This is a genomic window from Syntrophomonas erecta subsp. sporosyntropha, assembly GCF_055395365.1.
Window position 1 is genome coordinate 966,593 of record NZ_AP042459.1, and the last position, 17,972, is coordinate 984,564.

Below are 17,972 nucleotides of genomic sequence, written 5' to 3' on the forward strand. Positions count from 1 at the left end.
CTTTTTTATAGAGGTGCGTTTATCTCGAGTACAGCTCGACTATCAATTGTTCACTTACAGCAGTGTCGATCTGTTCTCTAGTAGGATAGGCCAATACAGAACCGGTTAAATTTTCTACATCAACACTTAGCCACTCTGGAGGAGTCTTATAGGCGGCCTGATCCTTAATTTCCTGAAACTTAACCGAATCCCTACTATTTTCAACTACTGCAATCTCATCCCCGACTTTAACCAACATTGAAGGGATGGTCGCTTTATTCCCATTGACTCTAAAATGCCCGTGGGTTACTAGTTGACGGGCTTCCTTGCGAGATGCAGCAAAGCCCAGCCGATAAACCACATTGTCCAGCCTTCTTTCCAGAAGGATAAGCAGGTTTTCACCGGTAATACCTTGCTGACGATCGGCTTTTTTAAAGTAATTATGGAACTGTTTCTCCATTAATCCATATATTCTTTTAGTCTTTTGTTTCTCCCTTAATTGGATACCGTATTCGGTGGGTTTCTGCCGGCGTCCCTGGCCATGAGCACCTGGAGGATACGGTCTTTTTTCCACTGCACATTTCTCAGAATAACAGCGGTCCCCTTTTAGGAAAAGCTTTTCTCCTTCACGGCGGCACTGACGGCAAACCGATTCAGTATATCTTCCCACTTATACCACTACCTCCTTAAACCCTTCTTCTTTTCGGCGGTCTGCAACCATTATGCGGTATCGGAGTTACGTCTTTAATTACACTAACTTCCAGTCCCGCCGCCTGTAGTGAACGAATTGCTGCTTCTCGACCAGCACCCGGTCCTTTTACATAACATTCAACTTCTTTTAGTCCGTGTTCCATAGCAGCACGTGCAGCTGCTTCGGCTGCCTGCTGGGCTGCAAATGGTGTGCTTTTTCTGGATCCCTTAAATCCTATCGAACCAGCACTGGACCAGGAAATGGCATTACCATGTCTATCGGTAATGGCAATGATGGTATTGTTAAAGGTTGATTTTATATGGGCAATTCCCTGATCAATATTTTTTCTTTCCCGTTTTTTTACCCTTGTCGTTGTTCTTCTTGCCACCTGGTTAAACCCCCTTTACCGCTATTTTTTCTTCCCGCCAGCCGTCCGCTTTGGTCCTTTACGGGTACGCGCATTAGTCTTAGTTTTTTGCCCACGCACCGGCAGACCACGGCGATGGCGAAGTCCGCGGTAACATCCGACATCCATCAATCTCTTGATGTCCATACTTACCTGGCGGCGCAAATCGCCCTCTACGGTATATGTCTTTTCAATAATATCCCTTAATTTGGCAACTTCTTCTTCGGTTAAATCTTTCACCCTGGTATCCGGATTTATACCTGCTTCAGCCAATATTTTCTGGGCAGCACGTCGGCCGATACCGTATATATAGGTTAAAGATATTTCTACCCGCTTTTCCCGCGGTAAATCAACACCAGCTATTCTCGCCAAATCTGCTCACCTCCCGTTAACCCTGTACCTGTTTATGCTTAGGATTCTCGCAAATAACCATAACTTTTCCTTTGCGTTTAATAATCTTACATTTTTCACAAATCGGTTTGACTGATGGTTTGACCTTCAAAATATATACCTCCTTAAGATTGCATGAGGGTGCTCTATTTGAAACGGTATATGATCCTGCCACGATTCAAATCGTAGGGTGATAATTCCACCATAACCCGGTCGCCGGGTAATATCCTGATAAAATTCATACGCATTTTGCCAGAAATATGGGCGAGAACCTTATGGCCATTCGCCAACTCCACATTGAACATGGCATTCGGTAGTGGTTCCAAAACGGTTCCTTCCACCTCGATTACATCATCCTTAGCCATTTACCAGACCCCCTTCCCATCAAATTTCTCTGGCCTCTCGAATTTTCTTTAGGCTCTTTTTAATAACGTGATCACCAGGTATTTCCCCTTTGGCCAGGTATGTGAAAACATCTTCCGCCATTGTTCGCGTCACCACTAGGTGCCTGATATTTTTTAACTTGGGATTCTCGATCTTCCTCAGGTCACCGTCGGCAATCATGACAAAACGATCATTTACTACCTTAACCACTACAAACATTCTGCCTCGATCACGACCGGATTTTGAGATGACCACTTTGCCTAATAATGTGTCCAATCTGCCGGTCACCCCCACTACCTCAAGGTAAGGATCTCAGGTCCCCTGTCGGTTATTGCCACGGTATGTTCAAAATGCGCCGAATAAAGGCCATCCTGAGTAACTACCGTCCAATCGTCCATTTTAGTAAGGACCTTAGGTGTACCCATATTGAGCATCGGTTCTATCGCTAATACCATACCTGGTTTAAGCACCGGCCCCCGATCAGCCCGGCCATAATTTGGCACCGGTGGATCCTCGTGCATATTGCGACCAATCCCATGCCCCACAAACTCTCTTACTACAGACAGCCCATGCTTTTCCGCATAAACCTGTACTGCATGAGATACTTTTCCCAGACGGTTACCAGGTCTGGCTTGTTCAATACCCCTCATCAATGATTCTTCAGTCACTTTAATTAGATTAGCAACCTGTGGGGAAACCTCTCCTACCGGCACGGTAATGGCTGAATCCCCGGCAAATCCATCTAATAGTACCCCGAAATCGATGCTGATAATATCTCCTTCTTTTAACACCCGGTTACCAGGGATACCATGAACTACTTCATCATTCACCGATGCACAAATAGCACCAGGGAAAGGCCGGCCGCCAAAGGAATTAGGATAGTTTTTAAAAACCGGTATCGCATTTCGCTTACGGCATTCTTCTTCAGCAATGGCATTCAGCTCTCTAGTAGTAATTCCCGGTCGAATGTTATTTTCCAGTATGGTCAGGACCTGGGCTACTGTCTGCCCGGAAACCCTCATCTTGGCAATCTCTTCTGGGGTTTTTATAATAATCATCTTATAGATTCTCCAGTAACCTCTTGATATCCGCAAATACCTCCCTGGTATCCCGGTTGCCATTAATGTCGTGAAGTACACCCTGTTTCTCGTAATACTCCAGCAACGGTTTAGTTTGAGCAGCATATACTACTAATCTTTTACGAACGGTCTCACCGGTGTCATCGCTACGCTGCACCAGTTCTCCCCCGCATTTATCGCATTTCCCCGCCTGGGCAGGAGGCTTAAACTTGGTGTGGTAGACGGTCTTGCAATTGGAACAACTGACCCGACCGGTAATACGTTCGATCAAGACCTCATCAGGTACCGCCACATTAATAGCAGCCTCTACCTTACGGCCCATATCCGCCAATACCTGGGCGAGGGCTTCTGCCTGGACTGTAGTTCTTGGAAAACCATCTAGTAAAAAGCCTTCCTTACAGTCTGGCTGGGCTAATCTCTCTTTGACTATACCAATAGTAACTTCATCGGGAACCAGTTGTCCCCCATCCATATATTTCTTGGCTTCTTTTCCAAGTTCAGTACCATTGGCCACTGCCTCGCGAAACATATCTCCAGTAGAGATATGGGGGATAGGAAAAGCAGCTTTTATAAAATCAGCCTGCGTACCTTTACCAGCCCCGGGAGGGCCCATGATAATAATATTCACCAGTACCATCTCCTATTTTACAAAACCTTCGTAACTGCGTAATAACAAGTGAGATTCAATCTGCTTCATCGTATCCAGAGCTACGCCGACCACGATCAGGAGAGCGGTACCTCCGAACCATAAACTAGTGATACCAGTTAACCCAATAATTATATTAGGCAGGATAGCAATCATAGCCAGAAAAAATCCTCCTGCCAGGGTCAACCTGGATAGCACCCGGTCAATGTACTCGGCGGTAGGTCTACCCGGTCTTATACCCGGTACAAATCCACCGTATTTTTTTATATTCTCGGCTACATCCATGGGATTAAAAATAATCGCCACATAGAAATAGGTAAAGAATACAATTAAAACAGCGTAGATCAAGTTATAGGCAATACTTCCAAAGTGAAAGTAGGTGTTAAGAAACTGATTAAACTTCGAGGCCGGGTTCATCCAAGAACCAATGGTAGCCGGAAACATCATCAATGACATGGCAAAAATGATAGGAATAACTCCGGCAGCATTAACTTTAAGGGGTAAGAAAGTACTCTGACCACCATAAAGCCGACGACCTACAACTCGCTTGGCATATTGAACCGGTAAGCGCCTTTGTCCTTCATTTACGGCTACAATAGCTGCAATAATAGCTAATGCCAGGACAATAAACAGGAATATATTGAAATAGCCAATAATTCCTCCGGCCAGTTCCTGAGAAACACCATGAATCTGACTGGGGAGCCGGGATACGATACCACCAAAGATAATCAGCGAAATTCCATTGCCTATACCTTTTTCGGTAATAACTTCCCCGATCCACATCAAGAAAGCAGTGCCAGCAGTAAGTGATATAGCAATAATCAGGTAAGTGCCCCATCCAGGACTGGACACTGCGCCATTCCGTCCTAGAGCTACTGACATGCCTATGGCCTGAATAAAAGCTAAAAATACCGTTCCATACCGGACATACTGAGCCAAAACTTTCCGGCCTTCTTCCCCTTCCTTGGATAACTCATCTAGTCGGGGAATTATTACTTTAAGCAACTGCATAATGATCGATGCATTGATATACGGTGTTATGCTCATTGCGAATATACTAAAGCGCTTAAAAGCACCACCGGATATGATATCAAAAAAACCGAACAATTGACCAGTCAGCATCTGCTGAATAGCCTCAGGATTAATCCCGGGCACAGGAATATGCGCCCCCACTCTAAAAACCAGCAACATACCTAATGTAAATAGTAGCTTAGTTCTTAGATCACCCACCTTAAGAGCCTGTTGAAATGAGTTGAGCATTAGATCACCTCAGCTTTGCCACCTCTGGCAGCAATCTTTTCTTCTGCCTGCTTACTAAATTTGTGGGCTTTAACCGTGAGCTGTTTTTCCAATTCTCCAGTGCCCAAAATCTTTACTCCATCCTTGACTTTGTCTACTAATCCGGCATTCTGGAGCATCTCGATGGTAACCTCACTGCCATCATCGAACCCGTTTAAATCCTTGATATTTACAATGGCATATTCCTTTTTGAATATGTTCGTAAAGCCCCGTTTGGGAAGCCGGCGCTGTAACGGCATCTGTCCGCCTTCAAATCCGGGTCTAACGCCGCCACCTGAACGAGCCTTCTGACCCTTATGCCCCCGGGTAGATGTCTTTCCATGTCCGGAACCCGGTCCCCGGCCGACTCGCTTGGCACGCTTATTGGCGCCGGCAGGAGCTTTTAACTCTCCTAGTTTCACAGCATAACCTCCCTAATGATCAGTCTATTTCTTCCACTGTAACTAGATGACTAACTTTATTAAGCTGTCCCCGGAGCTGGGGAGTATCTTCCTTGAGTAATGTTTGTTGCATCTTCCGGAATCCCAGACTGCGTATAGTCTTACGCTGGGTTTCGGGACAGCCAATAAAACTCTTACTCCAGGTTATCTTTAACTGTTTGGCCACCATGATCCCTCCCTAGCCCATGATTTCATCAATGGTTTTACCGCGTTGCCGGGCTACATCTTCAGCCCTTTTAAGGTTCCGTAGTCCTTCCATTGTGGCATGTACCATATTGTTAGAATTGGCAGAACCCAGTGATTTAGTCAGAATATCTTTAATGCCTGCTGCTTCCAGTACTGCACGCACCGGACCGCCTGCTATAACCCCGGTACCAGCTGAAGCAGGTTTTAAAAGCACCTCACCAGCTCCGAACCGTCCAATGATCGGATGGGGTATAGTCCTTTCCTCAATCAATGGAATCTGCAACATGTTCTTTTTAGCGTTTTCTATAGCTTTACGAATGGCTTCCGGAACTTCAGCCGCTTTTCCCTTGCCGGTGCCTACTCTACCCTGGCCGTCTCCGACCACTACCAGAGCGCTGAAGCTAAATCTACGGCCACCCTTAACAACTTTGGCAACCCTGCGGATATTAACAACTTTTTCAATTAATTCCGGGCCGGCCTGTTCCTTCTCAAACATCGTTTCCCTCCTAGCTTACAGAATATCCCTTAGAATTCAAGCCCTTGCTCTCGTACAGCATCAGCCAGTGCTGCTACACAACCATGGTATTTGTAGCCATTACGATCAAAAACCACTGATGTGATACCTTTAGCTTTGGCCTTTTCAGCCACCAGGGTTCCAACCTCTCTGGCTGCATTGATATTTGTCCTGGAAGGGAGTTCTTTTAAATCCTTGTCCAGGGTTGAAGCCGCTACCAGCGTCTGGCCCTGTTCATCATCAATTATCTGAACATATATATGATTCAGGCTCTTATATACGCATAAACGGGGTTTTTCAGCTGTTCCCGAGATCTTGCGCCGCACCCTTCTGTGCTTTACCTGTCTCAGTTCTTTCTTGCTCTTTTTCTTGATCAACGCAGTCACTCCCTTCCTAATTATTTAGCGCCGGCTTTACCAGCCTTGCGACGTACAACTTCGTTCTCATACTTAATACCTTTACCCTTATAAGGTTCAGGTTTGCGGATGGCACGAATATGGGCGGCAGTGTTACCGACCAATTGTTTATCAATACCTTTGATGGTAATTTTGGTGGCCGCAGGTACCTCAAATTCAATGCCTTCCGGTGGATCCAATTCGACCGGATGAGAGAACCCAATGCTGATTACCAGCTTTTTGCCCTGCATCTGAGCACGATATCCGACACCCACCAATTCTAATTTCCGCTCAAAGCCCTGGCTTACACCTTGTACCATATTGGCCACCAAGGCACGAGATAAGCCGTGGTAAGACCGGTCCTGTTTACTATCCGAGGCCCTCTGCAAATTCAGGCTATCCCCCTCCTGAGCAATACTGATGGAAGCAGGAATTTCCTGGCTTAAAACCCCTTTAGGGCCTTTAACAGTTACCAGATTGCCATCTATGGAAACTTCAACGCCTTTGGGTAGCGTGATGGGTTTTTTCCCGATTCTAGACACTGTCTACACCTCTCCTTCAGCTACCAGATATAACAAACTACTTCTCCACCCAGGCCGTTCTTTCTGGCTGCCTTATCAGTCATCAAGCCCCTGGATGTAGAGATAACTGCAGTTCCCAGGCCGCCAAGGACTCTGGGGACTTCGTCCTTTTTAACGTATACCCTTAAACCTGGTTTGCTGATCCTTTTAATACCGGTAATGACCTTTTCTTTATTAGGGCCATACTTAAGGTAAATTCTAATAATCCCCTGTTTACCATCTTCTATATATTCATAATCCTTGATGTACCCTTCCTCTTTCATAATCTCCGCAATCCCCATTTTTAGTTTGGAGCTGGGTACCTCAACGGTTTCGTGCATGACCATATTGCCGTTTCTGATCCGGGTCAAAAAATCGGCTACGGGATCAGTCATGACCATAGTTATACCTCCTTTGCCTGACAACTACCAGCTTGATTTTGTGACGCCCGGAAGCTCACCCTTGTGGGCCAATTCTCTGAAGCAGATACGGCACATACCAAATTTACGCATGTATGCACGGGGTCTTCCACATATTTTACAACGATTATACTCACGTACTTTATATTTAGCTGTGCCCTGCTGCCTGGCGATCATCGCTTTTTTGGCCACGAAATTCAACCTCCTTATCTAAATGGCATACCCATGTTCTTCAATAGATCTCTAGCTTCCTCGTCAGTCTTAGCCGTGGTTACTATAACCACTTCCATTCCCCGAATCTTATCAATTTTATCGTACTCAATTTCAGGGAAAATGGTTTGTTCCTTTATGCCCAGCGAGTAATTACCACGTCCGTCAAAAGCATCCGGCGATACACCCCGGAAGTCACGTACACGGGGAAGAGCCAGATTAATCAAACGTTCTAAAAAATCATACATCCGCTGGCCACGCAGGGTAACCTTGCAGCCGATAGCCATACCTTCCCGGAGCTTAAATCCGGCTATGGATTTCTTAGCGCGATTTATAACCGGCTTTTGTCCAGAGATAATAGTTAAATCATTAACTGCACCATCTAACGCCTTGGGGTTTTGAACGGCCTCTCCGACGCCGATGTTAAGCACGACCCGTTCAACTTTGGGCACTTCCATGACATTTTTATATTTATACTTGTCCATTAATTTGGGCACTATCTCACTCTTATAGTGTTCTTGTAATGTTGCCATCTTATGCCAGCTTGCCTCCCTTCTTGGAGTTTAGTCAAGAACCTCTCCGCAGTTCTTACATATTCTCACTTTTTCATCATTGTTGAGTAATTTATGTCCCACTCGGGTAGGTTTATTGCATTTCCCACATACTACCATTACGTTGGAAGCATTTAAGGGTGCTTCCATCTTAAGTATTCCACCTTGGGGAATAGCACGGCTGGGTTTCTGATGTCTTTTAACCCGATTAACACCTTCTACTACTACCCGTTTATCCTTGGGAACTACCCGCAGAACTTTACCTTTCTTACCGGCGTCCTTGCCTGTTGTTACCAGGACAATGTCGCCTTTTTTGATATGCATCAACTTACACCTCCATCGACTAAAGGACTTCTGGAGCTAGGGATATAATTTTCATGAAATTCTTTTCCCTTAATTCCCGGGCAACCGGCCCAAAAATACGGGTTCCTTTCGGATTCTTGTTGTCATCTATAATAACGGCAGCATTCTCTGAAAATGAAATATATGAACCATCAGGACGGCGGATTTCCTTTTTAGTCCGCACCACTACCGCTTTAACCACATCGCCTTTTTTCACTACTCCACCGGGCTGGGCTTCTTTTACGGAGGCAGTGATAATGTCGCCAACCGTGGCGTATTTACGGCGTGATCCCCCTAAAACTTTGATGCAGAGAAGTTTTTTGGCGCCAGTATTATCGCCGACCTGAAGATACGTTTCCTGCTGGATCACCGTGGTAACCTCCTTTCCCGATTGCAGTTTTACTGCAATGTCTTGGCTTTGCGTATGATCTCTACCAGTCTCCAGTTTTTATCCTTACTAAGGGGACGGGTTTCCATAATTCTTACGACATCGCCGATCTTCGCTTCATTGTTCTCATCATGGACTTTATACTTTTTGCTGGTCCGAATAGTCTTTTTATAAAGAGGATGTTGTTTTACAGTTTCCACACTAACAGTAATAGTTTTTTCCATTTTGTCGCTGGTAACTGTACCAATCCTTACTTTTCTATTTCCGCGATTTTCAGCCACCCTTAAACCTCCTTTACCTACCTACTCTGGGCGAGTTCCCGCTGCCGAAGAACAGTCTTACAACGGGCGATATTCTTACGGACGTCGCGGATTCTCATTGGGTTGTCGAGTTGTCCGGTAGCCAGTTGAAATCTTAAATTAAATAACTCCTCTTTGTAATCGGAAACTTTCTGCATTATTTCCTCATCGGTTAGTTCTCTCAGCTTGTTAGCTTTCACTAACCTCACCACCCATCTCTTCTCTTTTTACAAACTTGCACTTGATTGGCAGTTTGTGCGCAGCTAACCGCATTGCTTCGCGGGCTGTTTCCTCATCAACTCCGGCCAGCTCAAACATGACGCGGCCGGGTTTAACTACCGCTACCCAATGTTCCGGTGATCCTTTACCTTTTCCCATACGGGTTTCAGCCGGCTTAACTGTCAATGGGCGATCAGGAAAAATCTTAATCCACAGTTTACCACCCCTTTTGACATAACGGTTGATGGCGATACGGGCCGCTTCAATCTGCCGGTTAGTTATCCAAGCTGGTTCCAGAGCCTGCAAACCGTAATCGCCGTAGGTAATTGTATTACCCTTGTTGGCTTTACCCGCTAAACTAGGGCGGTGTTGCTTTCTATATTTAACTCTTTTCGGGGTGAGCATTATTCATTAGCCTCCTCCACTACTTTCTGTTTCGGTCTTTTCTTGGCTTCCGGCATAACTTCTCCCCGGTTAATCCATACCTTGACACCGATCTTTCCATAGGTGGTATTAGCTTCAGCAAAACCGTAGTCGATGTCTGCCCTCAGGGTATGAAGTGGTACCTTACCCTCTGCATACCACTCATTACGAGCTATTTCTGCTCCACCCAGTCGACCGGAAATAGACACCTTGATCCCTAAGGCGCCTGCACGCATGGTGCGGCCTACACCTTGTTTCATAGCCCGGCGGAAAGAAACACGTCTCTCTAGTTGCTGAGCAATGTTTTCCGCTACAATCTGGGCATCCAATTCCGGCTTTTTGACCTCCTGGATGTTTACACTCACATTTTTACCGGTCATTTTAATTAAATCCGCTTTAAGGCTTTCCACCTCACTACCACCACGTCCAATAACTATGCCGGGCTTAGCGGTATGAATAGTGACTCTAATTCGGTTACCGGTACGCTGTAACTCCACCCGGGAAATCCCGGCTATATAAAAACGGTTCTTTATATGCTGGCGCACCTTATAATCTTCATGCAGCAGATTCGTATAGTCCCGATCAGCGAACCAGTTCGAATCCCAGCTCTTAATTACTCCAATACGAAATCCTTTTGGATGAACCTTCTGACCCACTATTTAACCTCCCTTTCCCTGAGCACTAACGTTATATGGCTGGTCCTGTGCTTTCTGATATCCGCTCTTCCATAGGCTCGGGGCCGCATTCTTTTTAAACTGGGCCCTTCATCCACATATAATTCGGAAATATATAATTCATCGGCATCCATGTCATAATTGTGCTCGGCATTGGCAATAGCAGATTGTAAAATCTTGCTGATGATGGGAGCGGATTTCTTGTTGGTATAGCGCAAGATTCCTATGGCTTCATCCACGTTCTTTCCCCGCACCAGATCAGCTACCTGGCGAGCTTTTAACGGGGATACTCTCAAGTATCGGCCAACTGCTCTAGCTTCCATGTCCCATCCTCCTTTCTACTTCAACCGGCTGGTTTTTTCAGATTTGCCGCCATGACCCCGATAAGTTCTGGTAGGTGCAAATTCACCTAATTTCATTCCCACCATATCTTCAGTGATATAAACCGGTACATGACGGCGTCCATCGTGGACTGCAATGGTGTGCCCCACCATTTGCGGCATAACGGTTGAACGGCGGGACCAGGTCTTGACGACCCTCTTTTGGCCGGATTCATTCATATCTTCAACTCTTTTTAACAGCTTCTCTTCGCAATAAGGTCCTTTTTTAAGAGAGCGAGCCATTTAAAGACCTCCTTTATTTCCGTTTCCTAACGATCATGTTATCGGACGGCTTTCTTTTCCGGGTTTTGCCTCCTATAGCGATCTTGCCCCATGGAGAAACAGGATATTTTCGCCCAATAGGAGCACGACCTTCACCACCACCGTGCGGATGGTCAGACGGGTTCATGACTGATCCTCTGACGGTTGGTCTGATACCTAACCAGCGAGAACGACCAGCCTTACCGAGGGTCGTGTTTTCATGATCCAGATTGCCTACCTGGCCTATCGTAGCACGACAAGTCAGGTGAATCAGGCGAACCTCTCCAGAAGGAAGTCTTACATGAGCATAATTACCCTCTTTAGCCATTAGCTGGGCTACTGCACCGGCCGAGCGAACCAACTGCCCACCCTTGCCAGGTCTGAGTTCAATATTATGAATCAAAGAACCTACTGGTATATCTCTTAAAACTAGAGTATTACCCGTTTTAATATCTGCCTCCGGACCCGATTCAATGATGTCACCTACTTTTAGGTTGGCCGGGGCAATAATGTAAGCTTTGTGCCCATCTACATAATGTAATAAGGCGATATTCGCCGAACGATTCGGATCATACTCAATAGCCACCACTTTAGCCGGAACATTGTCTTTAACCCGTTTAAAGTCCACCAGACGGTAGAGTCTTTTATGCCCACCGCCGCGGTGTCTTACAGTAAGGCGTCCCTTGGCATTTCTGCCCCCAGTTTTCTTAAGCGGCGCAGTCAGGCTTTTTTCCGGTTCGGTCTTGGTAATTTCGTTAAAGTTCATGACCGTCATATGCCGTCTGCTGGGTGTGGTAGGCCTGTATTTTTTTATAGCCATTTAATTTCCCTCCTTAAAACACCTGGCAAAGCACCCGATTACATGCCTTCAAATATACGGATCTTCTGGCCGGGTTTAAGGGTGACGATTGCCTTCTTTCTATTAGGGGTTTTACCTTCGAAACGCCCCATCCGCTTTGGTTTACCTTTAACAACCATAGTGTGGACTTTTTCCACCTTTACATCGAAAATATCCTCGATAGCTTTCTTAACTTCGGTTTTATTAGCCCGTTTATCAACAATAAAAGTGTATTTATTATCCGCCAACAAATTCATAGATTTTTCGGTGATAACCGGCTTAATGATAATGTCTCTATAATCTTTCATTTAGGCGAATACCTCCTCTACCCTGGCTACGGCATCCTGGGTAATCAGCAGGGTGTCGTAGTTTAAAAGGTCATACACATTAATGAAATCGGCCCTTAGTGCTTTTACGCCAGGAATATTGCGGGCTGACTTTACCAAGTTTACATCTGCTTCAGCAGTGACCACCAGAGTTTTCTTATTGGTATTCAACGATTCCAAAGTTTGCACCATTGTTTTAGTTTTTGGTACTTCGAAATCTAATTGATCAACTACAATAATATTCTGGTCCAGGACCTTCCTGGATAATGCCGATCTCATGGCTAGCCTTCTAACCTTACGGGGCAGCCGATAAGAATAGTCTCTAGTTCTGGGGCCAAAGGCTACACCGCCACCGGTCCAAACCGGATTACGCGAACTACCAACCCTGGCCCGGCCGGTACCTTTTTGTCTCCAAGGTTTCCTGCCTCCGCCTCGAACTTCGGCGCGAGTCTTGGTTGAAGCGGTGCCCACCCGCTTATTGGCCAGCTGCATCTTTATGAATTCATGAAGAACTGCTTCATTGGGCTCTATTCCAAACACTGTGTCTTTCAGTTCGATTTCACCGATTTGGGCCCCACCCATGTTGTACAGTGGAACTTTAGGCATCTTCCTAACCTCCTTTGCTCCTGGTTACGCTTTTACTGAATTTTTTATGGTAACAAGACCTTTTTTGGGCCCTGGAATTGAACCTTTAATAAGAATTAAATTCTTTTCCGGATAGACTTTTACTACCTGCAAGCCCTGAATAGTGACCCTTTCTCCTCCCAGTCTGCCAGGCAGTTTTCTTCCTTTAAAAACCCGGGCCGGTCCTTTGGCCGCCAGGGCTCCGGGACCGCGATGGTACTTAGAACCGTGACCCATAGATCCGCGGGCAAAGTTGTGTCTTTTTACAGATCCGGCATATCCCTTTCCTTTGGAAGTCCCTACTACATCTATGACATCTCCGGGTTGGAAAATATCAACATTAATCTCCTGCCCGACTTCGTAATCATCAACATTTCCCACTCTAAACTCGCGTAAATAACGGAGTGGCCTTATATTTGCTTTTTTAAAATGCCCTTTTTTAGGTTTATTAGCATGTTTTTCTTTCAGGTTGTAAAAGCCTACCTGAATGGCATCATACCCATCGTTATCTGATTTTTTCTTTTGTAACACAGTACATGGACCTGCTTCCACAACAGTAACTGGAATAGCAACTCCATTTTCGTTATAAATTTGGGTCATGCCAACTTTTATTCCCAAAATTGCCTTAGTAAGATTGGTCACCAAAATTACCTCCTAGTTGAGAATTTCTTTGCGATTGGTTGGAAGTGGGTTATCCAACATCACTTCTTAATCATCCGGATTTTTCGCCGCCTTCTAGACCTCTTGCAACCCACTGGTCTTGCAGCACCGGGCCCTCAACTACAGTTTGATCTCGATGTCTACTCCTGAAGGTAGATCCAGGTGCATTAAAGCATCGATGGTCTTAGGATTCGGGTCCAGTATGTCGATAAGGCGTTTATGGGTCCTCATCTCGAACTGCTCCCGGGAATCTTTATTAACATGTGGAGAGCGCAAAATTGTATAAATATTTTTTTCCGTAGGTAGAGGAATGGGGCCGGAAACGCTGGCTCCGTTCTTCTTAACTGTATCCACAATTTTTTGCGAAGACTGATCAAGCAATTTGTGATCAAATGCCTTTAGCCTTATCCTTACCTTTTGCTGGCCTTTCACTGGCGTTTAACCTCCTTAAGACTGGCTTTTTTACGTACACGCTGCCGGGCGTTTTGCAGCGAAGAACTTACTAACCTGGTTAATTCTTCGCTGCCTGCCGGCATTTCCGCTAAATTTAACGGTTTATTAACTGTTAACAACTGCAGTAACTACACCAGCTCCTACAGTTCTTCCTCCTTCACGGATAGCAAACCGAAGTCCTTCTTCGATTGCGATGGGGGTAATCAGCTCAATTTTCATCTGAATGTTATCCCCGGGCATCACCATTTCTACTCCTTCAGGAAGGGTGATAACTCCAGTAACATCAGTTGTGCGGAAGTAGAACTGGGGACGATACCCTGGGAAGAACGGGGTATGTCTGCCTCCTTCTTCCTTAGTCAGTACATATACTTCTGCTGAGAAATTAGTATGCGGTTTAATGCTGCCGGGTTTGGCCAGAACCATTCCTCTTTCTACTTCTTTTCGGTCTACTCCACGCAGCAGGGTTCCAATGTTGTCACCAGCTTCAGCATAGTCTAAAAGCTTTCTGAACATTTCTACACCGGTGCACACTGTCTTTCTGGTCTCGTCCCGCAGTCCAATAATTTCTACTTCATCTCCGACTTTTACGGTTCCTCTTTCCACTCTTCCCGTCGTTACCGTACCTCTTCCGGTTATGGTGAATACGTCTTCAACCGGCATTAAAAATGGCTTGTCCGTGGCTCTTTCCGGTAGTGGTACATAGCTATCTACTGCTGCCATCAGCTCCTGGATTTTCCCACACCACTGACATTCATTACTTCCACAGCCACATTCCAGGGCTTTTAAGGCTGATCCCTGAATTATCGGAATGTCATCTCCAGGAAATTCATATTCGCTTAACAGTTCCCGGATCTCCATTTCTACCAGTTCTAACAGCTCGTCATCGTCTACCATGTCTACTTTGTTCATAAATACTACAATATACGGTACTCCTACCTGACGGGATAATAGTATATGCTCTCTGGTCTGGGGCATTGGACCATCCGCTGCCGACACTACCAGAATTGATCCATCCATCTGCGCTGCTCCAGTGATCATGTTCTTTATGTAGTCAGCATGACCCGGGCAGTCTACGTGGGCATAGTGTCTGGTCTCAGTTTCGTATTCCACGTGAGACGTGTTGATGGTTATTCCTCTTTCTCTCTCTTCCGGTGCCTTATCTATAGAATCATAGGATGTGGCCACCGCTCCGCCTGCTTTCGACAACACCTGGGTGATCGCTGCCGTCAGGGTTGTCTTACCATGGTCCACGTGCCCGATCGTCCCGATGTTTAGATGAGGTTTGGTCCTCTCATATTTCGCCTTTGCCATTTTGCCTCTCACCTTTCCTTTCGATAATTGGTTTTAATTGGACACCGGCAACCCATATCGTCTGGCAATGATGTCCTTACTCCTGGATTCCGGAACCTCCGCATAATTGCAAATATGCATGGAGAAACTTGCTCTTCCCTGACTGGCTGACCTCAGGCTAGTTGCATAACCAAAGGTTTCTGCCAGGGGTACGGTGCCCTTGATAATTTTACTATCCCGGTTCTCTTCCAACCCGATCACTCTTCCCCGGCGGGAATTCAGGTCGGATATCACATCACCAAGGTATTCCTCCGGGGTGACGATTTCAATATCCATAATGGGTTCCAACAACACTGCTTCCGCTTTGTTAAGCAGTTCCTTAACCCCCATACTGGCTGCAACCTTGAAAGCCAGTTCAGTAGAATCCACTTCATGAAACGAACCGCCCACCAGGGCAACCTCCACGTCATCGACGGGATACCCGGCCAGAATCCCCGCCTGTAGGGCCTCTTTGACCCCCACTTCTACCGCCGGGACAAATTCACGGGGAATAGTTTCTGCACTGGTCTTGTTCTGAAACCGCTTTCCGCTCCCCTCCGGCAGGGGGGTTGCTTCTAAAATAACATGTGCATATTGTCCTCGGCCAGCCGCTTGTTTATCAAATCGAGTCTCGGCCCGGACCTGTTTCTTTATCGTCTCTTTATAAGCCACCTGAGGCTTACCAATGTTAGCATTGACCTTAAATTCTTTCATTAGCCGGTCAATAATAATTTCCAAGTGCAGTTCACCCATGCCTGACACAATGGTCTGACCAGTCTCTTCATCGGTCCGCATTTTAAAGGTAGGATCCTCTTCTGCCAGGCGACGTAAACTTTCGCCGATTTTATCCTGATCCGCCTTAGTCTTTGGTTCAATAGCTATATCAACCACCGGATCCGGGAACTTGATATCCCCTAGTATAACTGGAGCATTTTCATTGCATAAGGTATTACCAGTTACAGTTTCTTTTAGTCCCACTCCGGCCACTATATCCCCGGCAAAAGCTTCCTCAACCTCTTCCCTGTGATTAGCATGCATTTTCAAGATCTTGGTTATACGTTCTTTACGTGCTTTGCAGCTATTATATACCTGCGAGCCTGCTTTTAAAGTCCCGGAATAAATCCGAAAATAGGTAAGCTTCCCCACATATGGATCAACTGCTACCTTAAAAGCTAATGCGCAGAACCGTTCCTGCTTATCCGCCCTACACTGTACTTCCTGGTTTGTCACCGGGTCAATACCTTTAATTGCTGGAACATCCAGCGGCGACGGGAGATAATCAGCCACAGCCTCTAGCAGCATTTGCACGCCCTTGTTTTTAAAAGAAGAACCACACAAGACCGGAACTACACGATTTTGTAAGGTTAACCTCCGAAGAGAGTCTTTAATCTCCTGAGAGGTTATTGTATGACCTTCCAAGTATTTTTCCAGAATACAGTCATCCTGTTCGGCCAATTTCTCCAACAAAATCTCCCGGTATTTAAGTGTCTCAACACTCTCTTCCGGATCAAGCTCTCTGATGGTATATGTCTCACCCAGTTCATCATCATATACATAGGCCTTAAGATCAATAACATCGATGACGCCTTTAAAGAATTCCTCTGCGCCGATGGGCAACTGGACAACAACTACCTGGCTGCCCAAATTATCATTGATCATTTTAACCGCCCGGAAAAAATCAGCTCCCACCCTATCCATTTTATTAATGTAGGCGATACGAGGAATATTATAACGATCAGCCTGTCTCCAAACGGTTTCTGACTGGGGTTGTACCCCGGCCACCCCACAAAAGATACCGATCGCTCCATCCAGTATACGCAAGGACCGTTCTACCTCAACCGTAAAGTCCACATGGCCGGGTGTGTCGATAATGTTTATAACAATATCCTTCCACCGGCAGGTAGTAGCTGCTGAGGTGATGGTTATCCCCCGCTCCTGTTCCTGGCTCATCCAATCCATGGTGGCGGTGCCTTTATCCACCTCACCGATGCGATGTACCCTGCCGGTATAGTAGAGAATCCTCTCGGTAGTTGTTGTCTTCCCGGCATCGATATGAGCCATTATACCGATATTCCTGATCCTGGATAAATCGGTTATCTCACTCAATATAAGCACTCCTCGAGTTGTTTACCAGCGATAGTGAGCGAATGCTTTGTTGGCTTCTGCCATCTTATGAGTATCCTCTTTTTTCTTAACGGCTCCGCCAGAACTGTTGTAGGCATCCATAATCTCACCCGCCAGGCGTTCAGCCATAGTTTTTTCCCCACGTTTTCTGGCGTATCCTGCCAGCCAACGAACCACCAATGTCTGCCTTCTGTCCGCGCGCACTTCAACCGGAACCTGATAATTAGCTCCCCCAACGCGCCGGGCTTTGACTTCAACAATCGGGGTGATATTTTTCATGGCCTGTTCAAAAACTTCCATGGCATCTTTGCCCATTTTCTTTTCAACTATCTCAAATGCCCCATAGCAGATCTGTTCTGCCAGGCTCTTTTTGCCATCCCACATAACCTGGTTTACCAGCTTGGTAAAAACCTTACTGTTGTAGATGGGGTCCGGCAGAACATCGCGTTTGGGAACCGGCCCTTTTCTAGGCATATCGCGCCT

The 17,972-nt window shown here is 46.0% G+C and carries 34 protein-coding genes; all 34 read right to left on the minus strand.

Annotation, left to right across the window (positions count from 1 at the left end; all coding sequences use genetic code 11):
• Positions 1-19 precede the first annotated feature (19 nt).
• Complete coding sequence (gene rpsD, locus ACZ5Q0_RS04505) at positions 20-649, minus strand: 30S ribosomal protein S4 (protein ID WP_446819150.1); 630 nt, start codon at positions 647-649, stop codon at positions 20-22.
• A gap of 16 nt (positions 650-665) precedes the next feature.
• A complete protein-coding gene (gene rpsK / locus ACZ5Q0_RS04510; protein ID WP_446819149.1) occupies positions 666-1,058 on the minus strand; it encodes a 30S ribosomal protein S11 in 393 nt (130 codons plus the stop codon).
• A gap of 21 nt (positions 1,059-1,079) precedes the next feature.
• Positions 1,080-1,448: a 30S ribosomal protein S13 gene (gene rpsM / locus ACZ5Q0_RS04515; RefSeq protein WP_446819148.1), complete on the minus strand. Its 369-nt coding sequence runs from the start codon at positions 1,446-1,448 to the stop codon at positions 1,080-1,082.
• Positions 1,449-1,464: 16 nt separating this feature from the next.
• Positions 1,465-1,578 carry a 50S ribosomal protein L36 gene (gene rpmJ, locus ACZ5Q0_RS04520; protein ID WP_011641683.1) on the minus strand — a complete coding sequence of 38 codons (114 nt, stop codon included), beginning with the start codon at positions 1,576-1,578 and terminating at the stop codon, positions 1,465-1,467.
• A 34-nt stretch (positions 1,579-1,612) separates the two neighbouring features.
• A complete protein-coding gene (gene infA / locus ACZ5Q0_RS04525) occupies positions 1,613-1,831 on the minus strand; it encodes a translation initiation factor IF-1 (RefSeq protein WP_446819147.1) in 219 nt (72 codons plus the stop codon).
• A gap of 19 nt (positions 1,832-1,850) precedes the next feature.
• The gene (locus ACZ5Q0_RS04530) at positions 1,851-2,138 is read right to left on the minus strand and encodes an RNA-binding protein (protein WP_464827260.1); all 288 of its coding nucleotides are present in this window, start codon (positions 2,136-2,138) and stop codon (positions 1,851-1,853) included.
• A gap of 5 nt (positions 2,139-2,143) precedes the next feature.
• On the minus strand, positions 2,144-2,908 hold the full coding sequence (map, locus tag ACZ5Q0_RS04535) for a type I methionyl aminopeptidase (RefSeq protein ID WP_446819145.1): 765 nt from the start codon (positions 2,906-2,908) through the stop codon (positions 2,144-2,146).
• A gap of 1 nt (position 2,909) precedes the next feature.
• Entirely contained in the window at positions 2,910-3,557 is a 648-nt protein-coding gene (locus tag ACZ5Q0_RS04540; protein ID WP_446819144.1) for an adenylate kinase, read from the minus strand.
• Positions 3,558-3,569: 12 nt separating this feature from the next.
• Positions 3,570-4,835 carry a preprotein translocase subunit SecY gene (gene secY, locus ACZ5Q0_RS04545; protein ID WP_447182758.1) on the minus strand — a complete coding sequence of 422 codons (1,266 nt, stop codon included), beginning with the start codon at positions 4,833-4,835 and terminating at the stop codon, positions 3,570-3,572.
• Positions 4,835-5,275, minus strand: coding sequence for a 50S ribosomal protein L15 (gene rplO / locus ACZ5Q0_RS04550; RefSeq protein WP_447182759.1), 441 nt, complete (start codon positions 5,273-5,275; stop codon positions 4,835-4,837). Before rplO ends, secY begins: the two co-directional genes overlap by 1 nt.
• Before the next feature lie 19 nt (positions 5,276-5,294).
• A complete protein-coding gene (gene rpmD, locus ACZ5Q0_RS04555) occupies positions 5,295-5,483 on the minus strand; it encodes a 50S ribosomal protein L30 (RefSeq protein WP_447182760.1) in 189 nt (62 codons plus the stop codon).
• A 9-nt stretch (positions 5,484-5,492) separates the two neighbouring features.
• On the minus strand, positions 5,493-5,996 hold the full coding sequence (gene rpsE, locus ACZ5Q0_RS04560; protein WP_447182761.1) for a 30S ribosomal protein S5: 504 nt from the start codon (positions 5,994-5,996) through the stop codon (positions 5,493-5,495).
• A gap of 29 nt (positions 5,997-6,025) precedes the next feature.
• The gene (gene rplR, locus ACZ5Q0_RS04565; protein ID WP_447182762.1) at positions 6,026-6,391 is read right to left on the minus strand and encodes a 50S ribosomal protein L18; all 366 of its coding nucleotides are present in this window, start codon (positions 6,389-6,391) and stop codon (positions 6,026-6,028) included.
• 20 nt (positions 6,392-6,411) lie between these two features.
• Complete coding sequence (gene rplF, locus ACZ5Q0_RS04570) at positions 6,412-6,951, minus strand: 50S ribosomal protein L6 (RefSeq protein ID WP_447182763.1); 540 nt, start codon at positions 6,949-6,951, stop codon at positions 6,412-6,414.
• Positions 6,952-6,971: 20 nt separating this feature from the next.
• Positions 6,972-7,370, minus strand: a complete 399-nt coding sequence (rpsH, locus tag ACZ5Q0_RS04575) for a 30S ribosomal protein S8 (protein WP_446819137.1) — start codon at positions 7,368-7,370, stop codon at positions 6,972-6,974.
• Positions 7,371-7,394: 24 nt separating this feature from the next.
• Entirely contained in the window at positions 7,395-7,580 is a 186-nt protein-coding gene (locus tag ACZ5Q0_RS04580; RefSeq protein ID WP_447182764.1) for a type Z 30S ribosomal protein S14, read from the minus strand.
• Positions 7,581-7,594: 14 nt separating this feature from the next.
• Positions 7,595-8,131 carry a 50S ribosomal protein L5 gene (gene rplE / locus ACZ5Q0_RS04585; RefSeq protein ID WP_446819135.1) on the minus strand — a complete coding sequence of 179 codons (537 nt, stop codon included), beginning with the start codon at positions 8,129-8,131 and terminating at the stop codon, positions 7,595-7,597.
• Positions 8,132-8,161: 30 nt separating this feature from the next.
• Positions 8,162-8,473, minus strand: coding sequence for a 50S ribosomal protein L24 (gene rplX / locus ACZ5Q0_RS04590; RefSeq protein ID WP_446819134.1), 312 nt, complete (start codon positions 8,471-8,473; stop codon positions 8,162-8,164).
• A 19-nt stretch (positions 8,474-8,492) separates the two neighbouring features.
• On the minus strand, positions 8,493-8,861 hold the full coding sequence (gene rplN, locus ACZ5Q0_RS04595) for a 50S ribosomal protein L14 (protein ID WP_446819133.1): 369 nt from the start codon (positions 8,859-8,861) through the stop codon (positions 8,493-8,495).
• Between the two features lie 29 nt (positions 8,862-8,890).
• Positions 8,891-9,103 carry a 30S ribosomal protein S17 gene (gene rpsQ / locus ACZ5Q0_RS04600; protein ID WP_464827288.1) on the minus strand — a complete coding sequence of 71 codons (213 nt, stop codon included), beginning with the start codon at positions 9,101-9,103 and terminating at the stop codon, positions 8,891-8,893.
• Between the two features lie 74 nt (positions 9,104-9,177).
• Complete coding sequence (gene rpmC, locus ACZ5Q0_RS04605) at positions 9,178-9,378, minus strand: 50S ribosomal protein L29 (protein WP_446819131.1); 201 nt, start codon at positions 9,376-9,378, stop codon at positions 9,178-9,180.
• Positions 9,368-9,802 (minus strand): 50S ribosomal protein L16, encoded by a 435-nt coding sequence (gene rplP, locus ACZ5Q0_RS04610; RefSeq protein WP_446819130.1) that lies wholly within the window; start codon positions 9,800-9,802, stop codon positions 9,368-9,370. Before rplP ends, rpmC begins: the two co-directional genes overlap by 11 nt.
• Positions 9,802-10,476: a 30S ribosomal protein S3 gene (gene rpsC, locus ACZ5Q0_RS04615; protein ID WP_447182765.1), complete on the minus strand. Its 675-nt coding sequence runs from the start codon at positions 10,474-10,476 to the stop codon at positions 9,802-9,804. The genes rplP and rpsC overlap by 1 nt, the downstream gene beginning before the upstream one ends.
• Positions 10,476-10,817 carry a 50S ribosomal protein L22 gene (rplV, locus tag ACZ5Q0_RS04620; protein ID WP_446819128.1) on the minus strand — a complete coding sequence of 114 codons (342 nt, stop codon included), beginning with the start codon at positions 10,815-10,817 and terminating at the stop codon, positions 10,476-10,478. The genes rpsC and rplV overlap by 1 nt, the downstream gene beginning before the upstream one ends.
• A 15-nt stretch (positions 10,818-10,832) precedes the next feature.
• Entirely contained in the window at positions 10,833-11,117 is a 285-nt protein-coding gene (gene rpsS, locus ACZ5Q0_RS04625; protein ID WP_447182766.1) for a 30S ribosomal protein S19, read from the minus strand.
• A 13-nt stretch (positions 11,118-11,130) separates the two neighbouring features.
• The gene (rplB, locus tag ACZ5Q0_RS04630) at positions 11,131-11,955 is read right to left on the minus strand and encodes a 50S ribosomal protein L2 (protein WP_446819126.1); all 825 of its coding nucleotides are present in this window, start codon (positions 11,953-11,955) and stop codon (positions 11,131-11,133) included.
• 38 nt (positions 11,956-11,993) lie between these two features.
• On the minus strand, positions 11,994-12,281 hold the full coding sequence (gene rplW, locus ACZ5Q0_RS04635; RefSeq protein ID WP_446819125.1) for a 50S ribosomal protein L23: 288 nt from the start codon (positions 12,279-12,281) through the stop codon (positions 11,994-11,996).
• Positions 12,282-12,905 (minus strand): 50S ribosomal protein L4, encoded by a 624-nt coding sequence (gene rplD, locus ACZ5Q0_RS04640; protein ID WP_447182767.1) that lies wholly within the window; start codon positions 12,903-12,905, stop codon positions 12,282-12,284. It lies immediately after the preceding gene.
• Positions 12,906-12,929: 24 nt separating this feature from the next.
• Entirely contained in the window at positions 12,930-13,565 is a 636-nt protein-coding gene (gene rplC, locus ACZ5Q0_RS04645) for a 50S ribosomal protein L3 (RefSeq protein WP_447182768.1), read from the minus strand.
• A 138-nt stretch (positions 13,566-13,703) separates the two neighbouring features.
• The gene (rpsJ, locus tag ACZ5Q0_RS04650; protein WP_446819122.1) at positions 13,704-14,015 is read right to left on the minus strand and encodes a 30S ribosomal protein S10; all 312 of its coding nucleotides are present in this window, start codon (positions 14,013-14,015) and stop codon (positions 13,704-13,706) included.
• On the minus strand, positions 14,012-14,155 hold the full coding sequence (locus ACZ5Q0_RS04655) for a hypothetical protein (RefSeq protein WP_446819121.1): 144 nt from the start codon (positions 14,153-14,155) through the stop codon (positions 14,012-14,014). The genes rpsJ and ACZ5Q0_RS04655 overlap by 4 nt, the downstream gene beginning before the upstream one ends.
• A complete protein-coding gene (tuf, locus tag ACZ5Q0_RS04660; protein ID WP_446819120.1) occupies positions 14,142-15,347 on the minus strand; it encodes an elongation factor Tu in 1,206 nt (401 codons plus the stop codon). The genes ACZ5Q0_RS04655 and tuf overlap by 14 nt, the downstream gene beginning before the upstream one ends.
• 33 nt (positions 15,348-15,380) lie before the next feature.
• Positions 15,381-17,471 carry an elongation factor G gene (gene fusA, locus ACZ5Q0_RS04665; RefSeq protein WP_446819119.1) on the minus strand — a complete coding sequence of 697 codons (2,091 nt, stop codon included), beginning with the start codon at positions 17,469-17,471 and terminating at the stop codon, positions 15,381-15,383.
• Between the two features lie 21 nt (positions 17,472-17,492).
• Entirely contained in the window at positions 17,493-17,963 is a 471-nt protein-coding gene (gene rpsG / locus ACZ5Q0_RS04670; protein ID WP_446819118.1) for a 30S ribosomal protein S7, read from the minus strand.
• Positions 17,964-17,972: the final 9 nt, after the last annotated feature.

Bases quoted from the DNA above. Each gene is read 5' to 3' on its own strand.
- infA (WP_446819147.1), bottom strand. From the start codon at position 1,831: ATGGCTAAGGATGATGTAATCGAGGTGGAAGGAACCGTTTTGGAACCA.
- map (WP_446819145.1), bottom strand. From the start codon at position 2,908: ATGATTATTATAAAAACCCCAGAAGAGATTGCCAAGATGAGGGTTTCC.
- secY (WP_447182758.1), bottom strand. From the start codon at position 4,835: ATGCTCAACTCATTTCAACAGGCTCTTAAGGTGGGTGATCTAAGAACT.
- rpmD (WP_447182760.1), bottom strand. From the start codon at position 5,483: ATGGTGGCCAAACAGTTAAAGATAACCTGGAGTAAGAGTTTTATTGGC.
- rpsE (WP_447182761.1), bottom strand. From the start codon at position 5,996: ATGTTTGAGAAGGAACAGGCCGGCCCGGAATTAATTGAAAAAGTTGTT.
- rpsH (WP_446819137.1), bottom strand. From the start codon at position 7,370: ATGGTCATGACTGATCCCGTAGCCGATTTTTTGACCCGGATCAGAAAC.
- rplE (WP_446819135.1), bottom strand. From the start codon at position 8,131: ATGGCAACATTACAAGAACACTATAAGAGTGAGATAGTGCCCAAATTA.
- rplX (WP_446819134.1), bottom strand. From the start codon at position 8,473: ATGCATATCAAAAAAGGCGACATTGTCCTGGTAACAACAGGCAAGGAC.
- rpsQ (WP_464827288.1), bottom strand. From the start codon at position 9,103: ATGGAAAAAACTATTACTGTTAGTGTGGAAACTGTAAAACAACATCCT.
- rplP (WP_446819130.1), bottom strand. From the start codon at position 9,802: ATGCTCACCCCGAAAAGAGTTAAATATAGAAAGCAACACCGCCCTAGT.
- rplV (WP_446819128.1), bottom strand. From the start codon at position 10,817: ATGGAAGCTAGAGCAGTTGGCCGATACTTGAGAGTATCCCCGTTAAAA.
- rpsS (WP_447182766.1), bottom strand. From the start codon at position 11,117: ATGGCTCGCTCTCTTAAAAAAGGACCTTATTGCGAAGAGAAGCTGTTA.
- rplB (WP_446819126.1), bottom strand. From the start codon at position 11,955: ATGGCTATAAAAAAATACAGGCCTACCACACCCAGCAGACGGCATATG.
- rplW (WP_446819125.1), bottom strand. From the start codon at position 12,281: ATGAAAGATTATAGAGACATTATCATTAAGCCGGTTATCACCGAAAAA.
- rplD (WP_447182767.1), bottom strand. From the start codon at position 12,905: ATGCCTAAAGTTCCACTGTACAACATGGGTGGGGCCCAAATCGGTGAA.
- tuf (WP_446819120.1), bottom strand. From the start codon at position 15,347: ATGGCAAAGGCGAAATATGAGAGGACCAAACCTCATCTAAACATCGGG.
- rpsG (WP_446819118.1), bottom strand. From the start codon at position 17,963: ATGCCTAGAAAAGGGCCGGTTCCCAAACGCGATGTTCTGCCGGACCCC.